Here is a 10,781-nt window from a genome sequence, read left to right on the forward strand (position 1 = left end):
GATGAAGGGCGCGAGGAGTTTCTCCGGTGGCTTGGAGGGCCACCCGGCGAGAGCAAGTTCAAATACGACTTCTTGATGAGGATGTTCTTCTTCGCGCACCTTCCCAAAGAGAAGATTGAGACGGCGGTAACCCAGCATCTCTCGGAGATAAGGGCAGTTTCGAAGAAGCTTGAGATGATTGAGTTCGTGGTAAGGGACAAGGCAGATATATATCAGATGTACACCCTTCGATTCGGCAGGGACTTCTTCGCCTTCCTCCAGAGCTGGTTTGAAAGGTTCCTGGACGAGCTCAAAAACGGTAACTCGGGCAAACCCGGGGTGAGAAAGGAGGATACCTTATGAGCGTGGAGAAGCAGCTCCGGATACGGAAACAGCCCCGGATACCTGGTATGGCCTATATCCTCATCTCATTCATCCCATGGATACTCTATTGGACCTTAGCCGGCGTGGGGAAGCCCTCGGGCGTTGCAGTTGGGTTTTTAGCGGCCGTCCTCCTTGTGATTTCGGAGGTCATTAACAGGAGTTTCAACCTCATGGACCTGGTGTCAGTGGCATTCTTCGGTGTCGCGGCTTTGATCACCTTTGGGCTCGAATCGAGCCTGTTCATTGATAACAGCGGTTTCCTCGGGTATCTTGCCCTCTGCATCATGGCGATTGTCTCTTTGATACTCAAACAGCCGTATACCCTGCAGGTCTCAAAGAGGGACTATCCTGAGACTTACTGGCACGACCCAACTTTCCTCATGATCAATAACATCATCACCGGCCTTTGGGCATTCATATTCCTGGTGAATTCAGCAGTATACATTCTCTCTCGGTTTCCCTTCAACGTCGTGGTCTCAAATGCTCTGGTGGCTCTAGGAATACTCTTCTCCATTGTCTTCCCTCTGGCCGCTCCCGCCTACTTTGCGTTGAGGGAGTTCAAGGAAAATGACTGGCGAGTCGACGTTGGCCGTGAAAGGGGCGGGGGAGGGGAGCCCGGAAAAGAGAATGAAGGAGAGGGAAAAGAATATGATGCGATAATTGTCGGCTCCGGGATTGGCGGATTGACCTGCGGGGCTTTGCTCGCCCGCGAGGGCTACCGGGTTGCGGTCTTCGAGCAACACTACCTCCCAGGGGGTTACTGCTCGTCGTTCCGCCGGAAGGGGTTTACCTTCAATACCGGGGTGGAGGCTGTAAGCGGGCTGTGGGAAAACGGCCCTGTTCGCTACCTTCTGGATGATCTCGGGCTCAGGCAAGAAGACTTGTTCATAAAAAACACTTCGAGATATGTTTTCAACGGCCAGAATATCGATGCCCCGCCGGATCTCGAAGGATTCATAGCCCTACTTCAGGGAATGTTCCCTGAGGAAGCTCGCGGTATTGCTGACTTCTTCGACATGGCCAGGAGGGCCTATGAAGAGGTCTACCGGGAAGCCGCAATGTACGGGACTCCGCTCCCTGCAGAACTCATCGCCAAGGTCTTTGGGGCAAAAGCACTCTTGAACTACCCCAGGGAACACCCGCATTTCTATAGCTGGATGAATAAGACCTACAAACAAGTCCTCGACGAGCATTTCAAGAGCGAAACCCTCAAGGCGCTGCTATCCGCCCTCATAGGCTATGTTGGGACAGAGCCGGACAAGACCCCCGCGGCAAGCGCCCTGACTGCCGTAGTATCCTATTACCTTCACGGGGGATATTTCCCCAAGGGAGGCGCACTCCGATTTGCGGGCGCGCTGAAGCAGTATATCGAAGAACATGGCGGTCGGGTACTGCTCAGGCACAAGATTGACAGGATTCTAGTGGAGACAAGCGAGGGCAGGGCTGGTAGGGAGGTGGAGGTCAGGGGGGTTCAGGTAGGCGATACGACCTATAAAAGCCCTGTGGTGGTGGCCAACGTCAATGCTAAGACAGCTCTCCTGGACCTGGTGGGAGAAGAACACCTAAAACCGGCATTTGCCCGATATATCAAGGGCCTAAAGATGTCCCCGTCGGCATTCATGGTATTCCTGGGGGTAGACATGGACCTATCAGATTACCCGATCCTCATCCACAATCTTGATGAGGGGTACGGGATCGTCATAGGCTCGAACGCAGATCCGGATCTTGCACCCTCGGGTAGTGCCAGTGTCACGCTACTGACCGGCGCGAGTTACCGCGATTTCCCTCCGAGAGGAACTCCGGGATATCTTCAAAGGAAGGAGGAACTTGCCCGTACGCTAATAAAGAGGGCGGATAAGGCTATCCCCGGTCTCTCAAGCCATATCATGGTAGAGGATGCGGCAACGCCGAAGACGCTAGAGTTTTACACCGGCATGCCAGAAGGGGCGATCTATGCCTTCGACCAGTCGAAGGATACCAAAAGGCCATATTTCAAGACGCCCATCAAAGGGCTATATCTCGCCAGTGCCTCCACCTTTCCTGGTGGCGGGATTGAAGCAGTGGTGATCGCCGGGAGGATCTGCGCGAATGACATAATGAACTGGAAGATGCGTGGCTCATGGTCAGGCTGGTGAGGGCTCATACCAGCCTGGCCCGGCTTTTTCACCCTAGCCGAATGGGTGCTGCCCGGCCTGTGGCATCGCCATGCTGCACCTGGAGCTGGGCGCCCTGGCCGCGGGCGTTACCGGCACCTGGTAGTTCCTGCTGCCGCCCCCGGTAGCCAGGTTTACCTGGCAATCTACATAAATGGGACGTGTGGGCTACCCGCACAACGGTCGTCAAGGCTGATTCGAAATCGCGTCTCAGGGCGCGCTCCAAACACTTCTTTAGGCCCTCCCCTGTAAGTGGCAATGCGTGTAGCATGGTCTTAGACCAGGATCAGGCGCGGGACAACCAGGCCTGACGTAGACTGCAGCCCAGAAGGAGGGAGTGATCGGCGAACGTGCTGACCTTGAACCGCACGACCCAAATCGTGCCACCAGCGGGGGAGCCCGCCTTAGAAGTGGACAGGCTGGTGAAATCTTACGGAAAGGTTGTCGCCGTCTGCGGTATTAGCTTTCAGGTACCAAAAGGCCAGGTTTTGGGGCTGTTAGGCCCTAATGGGGCCGGAAAAAGCTCCACGATTAAGGTTTGCCTCGGGCTGACGCACCCCACCCGAGGCATCGTGCGAGTGTTCGGCAATACGCCCGTCACCGTGGAGGCCCGCCGGCGTATGGGCTACTCCCCGGAAACGCCCTACTTTTACCCCTTCTTGACCGCTGAGGAGATCCTTGCCTTTTACGCCAGCCTGCAAGGCATCAAATCCGTGCGTGCCAGCGTTGACCAGGTGCTGCGTGCCACAGGCTTGGAAGCCGCCCGCCGCCGCAAAGTGGGGCATTTCTCCAAGGGTATGATCCAGCGGCTGGCCGTGGCTCAAAGCCTGCTGGGAGATCCCGAGATTCTATTCCTCGACGAGCCCTCGTCGGGCCTGGACCCGGAGGGCCGGCTGGAAATGCGCCAGATTATCCAGGAGCTAAAGCGAAATGGCAAAACCATCCTGTTGAGCAGCCACATCTTAAGCGACATCGAGACAGTCTGCGACCGGGCTATTGTGATCAATGCCGGCAGAATTGTAGCCGACCGCCAGTTGGGCGGTGAGATGCCCACGCTGGAAGTGGAGGTGGAAGTGCGCGGCCTTTCGGTCGAGGCCCTGGCCGCCTTGGGCCAGATGGGCTGGAGCGTTGATTATGAGGAGCCGCGCCTTTCGGTGGTAAACCTCCGGCCTGGTCAGGAGCCGCAACTGTTAAGCTTGTTGGCGGAACACCATGCGCAAGTCTACCAGCTGAAGCGCAAGAAAGCTACGCTGGAGGATATCTACATGGAAATCATACACAAAGGTGGGCAGGAGAAATGAGGATCGCTGGCAATGTGGTGCGCGAAAACCTGCGCAACAAAGTGCTGTATCTGTTGGCGCTCCTCGGAATTTTGGTCGTCGCCGCCTTGCTCCTGGGTGGTACGGTCCAGCAGCGGGGTGCGGGAGGTGGCCCGGCAGTCAACCTCACCGACAGTTTGTTGGGCACCGTGGAGATTGGCTTCACCATCATCGGGCTGTTCAGTGCCGTGGTGGCCGCAGTGCTGAGCATGAACACGGTTCCCCGGGAGTTCGAACGCAAGACCATTCATCTGCTGCTGGTCCGGCCCGTCGAGCGCTGGCGGGTGGCACTGGAGCTGCTCTGGGGCAACGTCCTTACGGCCTGGGTTTTATACGCGCTGCTGTCGCTGGGGCTGGTATTGGTTCTTGCCGCCAGAGGGGCCAACGCCCACTACCTGCTGTCTCTGGTGCCCGGGCTTTTGACCCTGAGCCTCAACGTGGCGTTTACAGCCTGCCTGACCACGCTCCTTTCGGCCCGGTTGCCCGGGGCTGTGGCCGGCTTTTTGGGTCTTGGCGCGTATGCGGCCGGCGCCTTGCGGGGAGTGCTCGATCTGGGGCTGCAGATGAAGATTATGGGCGCGCTGGAACACGGAGCCAGCGCCACCTTCTGGGAGGCCCTCCGCTCCATTGCCCTTTGGTTCCTCCCGCCGGTGAACGAAATTGCGGCGGAAGCGGCCAAATTCCTCACGCCTGGGGCACTGTTGGATGCAAAGGTCTACGTGTCCGCCCTCATCTGGCTTTACTTGGCCGTGTTGCTCACCGCCGTCAGCCTGTACGGAAAGGAAGTGTGATGACCGATGATGAGTGCTGACAAAAGGGCCGAACCGAAGATGAGTGCGGCAGAGACAAGACCAGTTCATATGGCCCTGGCCAGGATGAACGCAGCAACCCGCGTAGCCATCATAGGCGCCCTGGCCGTGGGGCTTGCCCTGGTGGCGGCCTGGAATTGGCTGCCCGGGGGCCAGGATTTTCTCTCTTTGGATGCGGCCTATCTGCAGGAGGCGCAGCACTTGGGGCGCGCCGTGGGTGAGGCAACCTTTAAGGACTTTGATCCTTCGAAGATTGCGTTTTTGATCATCAAAAAGGGAGGTCAGAACTACCTGGTAAACTATTCCGGGAAGGAAAAACTGCCCGGGAAGAAGCTCGTCGTGAATGGCGTGGCAGCGTTGCACCTGCGCAAGCCGGTCATCACCATCGATGTGGGTACCGTGCTTCCCGTGCGGCCGGACCTTCTGCGCCAGGCCGCAGGCACCGCAATTTTTACCGTCCCGGCGCGGGAGATGGCGGCCGTGGCCATGGGCCGGACCTCGCTTTCAGGTCGTTTTGCCAGCGAATTGCAGGTCCACGATTTTAGCGCGGGACAAGAAGGACTGCTGCAGGCGCTGGCGGGTCCTCGGATCGCGGATGAGTCGGTTCCTAGCGACCTTTACATAACAGTCTTACTGCATGAAGCGTTTCACGTCTACCAGTGGGATCGGCTTCGCCTGTGGATGCAGAGAATGCATAAAAATTACAGCACTGGCAGCGAAAAGAGTATCGTTCTGTTGGAGCGGGCCTATGAAGACTCGCAGGTGCAGGAGCTGCAGCGCCGGGAGGGCGAATGGCTATCCAGGGCGCTGCAGGCTACGGATCGCGAAAGCACAGTCTGCTATGCCAGGGAGTTTCTGCGGGTGCGCGCGGCGCGGCGCCAACGGATGGAGCAGATTCTGGGTCCGGATGCAGCCTATGCCATTGAGTTGGAGCGCCTACAGGACTGGATCGAGGGGTTGGCCCGCTATATTGAGATCCGGGGCTGGCAGATCGGCTCGGCGCCGGGATACCATCCCACCGGGGCCTTGCTCAGCGACCCCGCCTTCCACGGGTACCGGGCGGGGCAATCGCGCACGGGCATCCGCTGGGGTGCCAGAGAACTTATCGATGAGATTGGCCGGGGCTCCACGGGGAGCGAAGCATGGTATACCCTGGGCAGCGGGCAGGCGCTGGTTTTGGACAGGCTGAACGTGCCCTGGCACAGCGAAGCCATGGGTCCTGTGCCCCTGGAGGACCTGCTGACGAAATGGGTGGGGGCTGCATCATGAGTAACGGCCAAAATTGTGGACCCCAGGATTACAGGCATCAGGATAACGGGATTCAGGACAGCCAGAACCAGAAGCGCTGGGACCGGGGAGGTAGTGCCCAAGCCACCAGGAGCCAAGGCCGCCCGGGCGGACTCCGCTTTTTGATGCACCGGCTTTCTGCGCCCTTCGCGCGGCTCAGCTGGAAGCTGACTTTGAGCTACACCCTGGTCACCGCTGCTGCTCTGGCAGCGGTGGAGATCCTGGCCCTGGGAATTCTGGTGGCGGTGGTCAACAGCCCGAAATTCCTGCCAGGCTTAGCTACCAAAGCTGTGATAGAGAGCGCGCCTCAAGTTTATCCGTTCCTGAAGGGCACAGTGCTGGATATCAACGGCTTGGAGAGTTGGTTGCTGCAAGCCAGCCAAAGTGGTTTCGCCGCCGAGAACGGCGCAGGTCTCACGGTCTCCTTCGTCGCTGGCGAGCTTCAGGAACAAGGCGACTTTCTGGCAGTGGCGGACGCACAGGGGCGGATCCTGGCGGCCGAGCCCCGGGCTGCTGCTGCCGCAGCCCAGGCCATGATCAGCTCGGACCCGGCCTTGCACCCGCTGATCACCGCGGCCCTGGCTGGGGTCACGGATCCCGAGCGCCTGTACTTGCTGACGCCGCAAGGAAGGCTGATCATCGCCGCCCCCGTATGCAGCCCAGAGGGGGGCGTGGCCGGCTTGCTGGTGGTGGCCAGTCAGCTGCCTCCTGCCGCCAGCTATTACCGGGACTTCCTGGCTGTGCTGGGAACCAGCCTGGTTCTTTTTCTGCTGGGCGCCGGCGCGCTGGGGACCATTTTCGGTTTTTTTACCGCCCGCGGCCTCGTGCGGCGCCTGAACCGCATTGTGCAGGCATCGGACGCCTGGCGCCACGGCCATTTTGAGGTGGCTATCCAGGACGATTCCGGGGATGAACTCGGTCAGGTGGCGCGGTGTCTAAACAGCATGGCGGCGCAGCTCCAGGGCTTGATGCGGGCACGCAAGGAGCTGGGTATCCTGGAGGAGCGCAACCGCCTGGCCCGGGAGTTGCATGACAGTGTCAAACAGCAGGTTTTCGCCATCGCCATGCAGCTTGGCAGCGCCCGGGCCTGCCTCCCGCAGGATCCTCAGCGCGCCGAGACGCACTTGGCCCGGGCCGCTGAGCTGGCCCACCAAGCTCAGGCGGAGCTGGCCAATTTGATTCAAGCGCTGCGGCCGCTTTGCGTGCAGGAGCAAGGCCTAGCCCGGGCGCTGCAGGCTTTTGCCAGTGAGTGGTCGCTCCAAACAAGGATTGCAGCGGAAATCCATGTGCAGGAAGTGGGCGGGCTGCCGCCTGCGGTGGAGCAGGCTTTCTTCAGGGTGGCGCAGGAGGCCCTGGCCAATGCAGCCCGCTACAGCGGCGCAGGGACGGTATCGCTGAGCCTGACCAGAGAGGAGAACCAGGTCCGCCTGCAGGTAGTTGATGATGGAAGTGGTTTTGATGTGGATGCAGCGCAAATAAAGGGAATGGGGCTGCGCAATATGCGCGAACGCATGGAAGGAGCTGGGGGAAGCTTGTTCATCGATAGCGCCTTGGGTCGGGGAACACGCCTGCTGGCTGTTTGGCCGGATGGCAGTGTGGCCTGACAACAGTGTGGCCTAGCGGGTATGGCCTGCGGGGTTCTATCTGATGGCGGTGCGGCTTGAGGCACGTGGGAACACAGTCTTGCTGAACCCAGTCTCAGAAGGGAGGTTCGGAAGGGAGAACATGAGCGAGCCGATCACGGTCGTGATTGTGGATGACCATGAACTGGTGCGACAAGGCGTGCGCGATTTCCTGGAAACCCAGCCGGATCTGCAAGTAGTGGGGGAAGCGGCATCGGGTGAGCAAGCGGTGCAGTTGGCCGGACATCTGGTTCCCGACGTGGTGCTGATGGATTTGGTGCTGCCCGGTGGAATCGACGGTGTGGAGGCCACCCGCCGCGTGAAGCAGGTGAGCCCGCACACTCAAGTGGTGGTACTGACCTCTTACCATGAAGACGAGCACATCTTTCCCGCCATCCGCGCCGGTGCCCTTTCGTATGTTTTGAAAGACGTGGGCCCCCAGGAGCTGGCTGATGTGGTGCGCAAGGCTGCCCGGGGCGAAGCGGTTTTGCATCCCCACGTGGCCGCCCGGCTAGTCCAGGAGCTGCAAGGGGCGCGCTCCAAAACGCCCAATCCTTTCTCCGAGCTTAGTGACCGCGAATTGGAGGTTCTGCGCTTGATCGCGGAAGGTCTTTCCAACGTGGAGATCGCCGAGAAACTGGTGCTGAGTACAAAGACGGTGAAAGGCCATGTCAGCAACATTCTCAGCAAGCTACAGTTGCAAGACCGTACCCAAGCTGCCGTATACGCGTGGCGAACGGGATTGGTGCGGCGGGATCAACCACCTGTTCAACCGCCTGGTTGAGGAATTCAGTAGCCTTTACGATTGCCAAAAGGAGGAAAAACCACCATCAACGCGGGCATAAAGAAGGGCCAATCATTTATCATTATCGGAGCCGCTATCCCCGGCCTGGCTACAGGCTGCCGCGATTCACTACCGTGCGCGCGCGGACAAAATCCTCCATCGATGTTTTTCCGGTACCCGCGGCGGCAGTAGGTGATCCGACGTCGTCAACCCTAAAAACTGGCAGAGTGCGCCGGCCGGGTTTTGGGCTTCACATCTTACCTCCTATCTTTCCAGCATAAGGCTGGTGACGCGTTGACTGCGGTCACACCCAGATTTGGCGGCCTTCCTTTGAAATGTGGTCTCATTCATGCTATAATGTAGCTACTGGAGGTGAATTTATGGAGGCAGGTATCAGAGAGGTCAAGAACCGTTTCAGCGAATACCTCAGGCGTGTCAAGCAGGGAGAAATACTTCTCATTACGGAACGCAACGCGCCCGTTGCTAAGCTGGTCCCAATCCAAGGGGATGAGCAGCTTCCTGTTTTAACCCTGGTGGAACAGGGAATAGCTTCCTGGCGTGGAGGAAAGCCGCAAGGAGTAGTCGCACCGCCACCAGTCCGCGGCTCCATTGGATCATTAGTTGCGGAGGACCGTCGATGATCTGCTACCTGGACACCAGTGCCCTGGTGAAGCTCTACGTCCAGGAACCGGGCTCGGAGATGGTGCGTAAATTGGTGGACGAAGCTTCTGTGGTGGCCACCAGTAAAGTTGCCTATCCGGAAGCACGTGCCGCCCTGGCCCGGGGTTTCCGGGATGGCTTGCTGGAGGAAAAGGATTACCGCCAGGTTCTGGCAGCCCTACAAAGCGATTGGCCGAGGTACCTTGCCTTTGAAGTGTCGGATTCCCTTGCCTGGCTTGCCGGGGAAGTGGCCGAAAAACACCGCCTCAGGGGTTTTGATGCCATCCACCTTGCCGCTGCAGTAACCCTGAAGACGCAAGTAGAAGGCCGGATAGTGGCAGCCTGCTTCGACGACCGGCTGTGGGAAGCCTTATGTGCCGTGGATCTCGAAGTGGTGCCGGAAGTAAAACCTTCTTTGGTCTTAGGCGGGTGACCTATAGGTTCGGAGACGCACTGGAGCGTAGCGGTTCCAGGGGAGCGCGCAGGTCAATCCTGTTTGCTCGTTCACGGACTCCGCGGCCTAGTTTACCGGCCCCAGGAAAAAGCCCGTGGACCGGAAACTGCATGGGCGTGAACTTCCGAGGTCCCGCTAAAGTGCTCTGCCGGCCGCCTGAGGGTTAGATTAAAAGACTCTAATCTTCCACTAATCCCCTTTTAATTCAAAGGATTTATCTTAAAATCATCGGGTACCCGATAACCCAAATTTACGATTTCCGAAAGGGGAAAGGTAAGGATGAAGAAAAAATTGCTTGCCTCTCTAACAGTAGGTGTTTTGCTCCTGGGTGCGGTCATAGGCGCTGTCGCCGTTTACGACCAGCCGGCAAGAGCGGCTTCTTCTACTCCCTCCCCGGCCCTTGCCCAGGATGTTACCCAGGCTGCGGCGCCGGCAAACGGGCAGCAGCAGGTGCAAGATAACCAACAGCAGCCTGCATACAACGCCAGCATTAAAGTAGCCAACCCGCAAAATGATAATGATACCGAAGTTAACGAGGCCAATGAGAAACAGAACGAAGCTGCCGAAAGCCAGGCTCTGCAGGCCAAAGCCAAGATTACTGCCGATGCCGCTAAAAGTGCAGCCTTGAAGGCAGTCCCGGGAACAGTGAAAAAAGTTTCCCTGGACAATGAAAATGGCAACGTCGTTTACAGCGTAGAAATCCAGACCGCCAGCGGCGTTGTAGACGTAAAGGTAGACGCCGGCAACGGCAAGGTGTTGGCGCAGGATCGGGATAATAGCGAGGATAATGAAAAAGACTCAAAGAGCGTCGACAACGATAATATTCAGTTGGAACAGTAAAGGTGGGGCAGTGAAGGGGAAAGCCGAGAAGGGGATAGCCGGGCCGGGTCCTGGTTATCCCCTCATCTGTTTTTGCCCGGGAAACCTGACAAATTTCCCGTATGCGGCTACAAGGCCCAGAATTTAGCGGGTGTTTACCCAGGCCTTAATTTTATTTTAAACCGGGTTCGGCTGCCATTGCCAGGGTTAATGACGACCTGACCCAAACGGAAGCCACCGCCCGGGTCCTGGCCGCCGGGGGCGACGCCTACCTGACCAAACCCATTGATGTTGATGTGATATTGCAAACCGTAGCAAGGTTTCTGAAGGGAGAGGCTTCAGGTGGAGGAAAAGCCTAAAATCCTGGTGGTCGACGATGAAGAAATAAACCTGGCCTTAATGGAAGCCATGCTGGCCCCTGCTGGCTACCAGGTGCTGGTGGCCGTTGATGGCGGAACGACCAGCTCCGCTATGCCCACGAACACATCAATTATTTAACCCGCCATGTGGT

The 10,781-nt window shown here is 58.2% G+C and carries 11 protein-coding genes; all 11 read left to right on the forward strand.

What is annotated here, in order from left to right:
- A partial coding sequence (locus H5U02_11280; GenBank protein MBC7343004.1) for a hypothetical protein occupies nucleotides 1-342 on the forward strand: 342 nt, incomplete at its 5' end.
- Nucleotides 339-2,498, forward strand: coding sequence for an NAD(P)/FAD-dependent oxidoreductase (locus H5U02_11285; protein ID MBC7343005.1), 2,160 nt, complete (start codon nucleotides 339-341; stop codon nucleotides 2,496-2,498). The genes H5U02_11280 and H5U02_11285, both read left to right, overlap by 4 nt.
- A 440-nt stretch (nucleotides 2,499-2,938) precedes the next feature.
- Complete coding sequence (locus tag H5U02_11290) at nucleotides 2,939-3,817, forward strand: ABC transporter ATP-binding protein (protein MBC7343006.1); 879 nt, start codon at nucleotides 2,939-2,941, stop codon at nucleotides 3,815-3,817.
- Entirely contained in the window at nucleotides 3,814-4,626 is an 813-nt protein-coding gene (locus H5U02_11295; protein ID MBC7343007.1) for an ABC transporter permease subunit, read from the forward strand. The genes H5U02_11290 and H5U02_11295 overlap by 4 nt, the downstream gene beginning before the upstream one ends.
- A gap of 6 nt (nucleotides 4,627-4,632) precedes the next feature.
- The gene (locus tag H5U02_11300; GenBank protein MBC7343008.1) at nucleotides 4,633-5,913 is read left to right on the forward strand and encodes a hypothetical protein; all 1,281 of its coding nucleotides are present in this window, start codon (nucleotides 4,633-4,635) and stop codon (nucleotides 5,911-5,913) included.
- On the forward strand, nucleotides 5,910-7,535 hold the full coding sequence (locus H5U02_11305) for a HAMP domain-containing protein (protein ID MBC7343009.1): 1,626 nt from the start codon (nucleotides 5,910-5,912) through the stop codon (nucleotides 7,533-7,535). The genes H5U02_11300 and H5U02_11305 overlap by 4 nt, the downstream gene beginning before the upstream one ends.
- Before the next feature lie 121 nt (nucleotides 7,536-7,656).
- The gene (locus H5U02_11310) at nucleotides 7,657-8,337 is read left to right on the forward strand and encodes a response regulator transcription factor (GenBank protein ID MBC7343010.1); all 681 of its coding nucleotides are present in this window, start codon (nucleotides 7,657-7,659) and stop codon (nucleotides 8,335-8,337) included.
- Nucleotides 8,338-8,717: 380 nt separating this feature from the next.
- The gene (locus tag H5U02_11315) at nucleotides 8,718-8,978 is read left to right on the forward strand and encodes a type II toxin-antitoxin system prevent-host-death family antitoxin (protein MBC7343011.1); all 261 of its coding nucleotides are present in this window, start codon (nucleotides 8,718-8,720) and stop codon (nucleotides 8,976-8,978) included.
- Nucleotides 8,975-9,430 (forward strand): type II toxin-antitoxin system VapC family toxin, encoded by a 456-nt coding sequence (locus H5U02_11320; protein ID MBC7343012.1) that lies wholly within the window; start codon nucleotides 8,975-8,977, stop codon nucleotides 9,428-9,430. The genes H5U02_11315 and H5U02_11320 overlap by 4 nt, the downstream gene beginning before the upstream one ends.
- A gap of 300 nt (nucleotides 9,431-9,730) precedes the next feature.
- Nucleotides 9,731-10,291, forward strand: coding sequence for a PepSY domain-containing protein (locus tag H5U02_11325; GenBank protein MBC7343013.1), 561 nt, complete (start codon nucleotides 9,731-9,733; stop codon nucleotides 10,289-10,291).
- Between the two features lie 321 nt (nucleotides 10,292-10,612).
- Nucleotides 10,613-10,768, forward strand: a complete 156-nt coding sequence (locus H5U02_11330; GenBank protein MBC7343014.1) for a hypothetical protein — start codon at nucleotides 10,613-10,615, stop codon at nucleotides 10,766-10,768.
- Nucleotides 10,769-10,781: the final 13 nt, after the last annotated feature.

It is taken from the genome of Clostridia bacterium (assembly GCA_014360065.1).
Classification (GTDB): domain Bacteria; phylum Bacillota; class DSM-521; order Neomoorellales; family JACIYF01; genus JACIYF01.

Excerpts from the sequence above, each read along its gene's own strand:
- H5U02_11285 (MBC7343005.1), top strand. The coding sequence starts at position 339 with ATGAGCGTGGAGAAGCAGCTCCGGATACGGAAACAGCCCCGGATACCT.
- H5U02_11295 (MBC7343007.1), top strand. The coding sequence starts at position 3,814 with ATGAGGATCGCTGGCAATGTGGTGCGCGAAAACCTGCGCAACAAAGTG.
- H5U02_11300 (MBC7343008.1), top strand. The coding sequence starts at position 4,633 with ATGATGAGTGCTGACAAAAGGGCCGAACCGAAGATGAGTGCGGCAGAG.
- H5U02_11305 (MBC7343009.1), top strand. The coding sequence starts at position 5,910 with ATGAGTAACGGCCAAAATTGTGGACCCCAGGATTACAGGCATCAGGAT.
- H5U02_11310 (MBC7343010.1), top strand. The coding sequence starts at position 7,657 with ATGAGCGAGCCGATCACGGTCGTGATTGTGGATGACCATGAACTGGTG.
- H5U02_11315 (MBC7343011.1), top strand. The coding sequence starts at position 8,718 with ATGGAGGCAGGTATCAGAGAGGTCAAGAACCGTTTCAGCGAATACCTC.
- H5U02_11320 (MBC7343012.1), top strand. The coding sequence starts at position 8,975 with ATGATCTGCTACCTGGACACCAGTGCCCTGGTGAAGCTCTACGTCCAG.
- H5U02_11325 (MBC7343013.1), top strand. The coding sequence starts at position 9,731 with ATGAAGAAAAAATTGCTTGCCTCTCTAACAGTAGGTGTTTTGCTCCTG.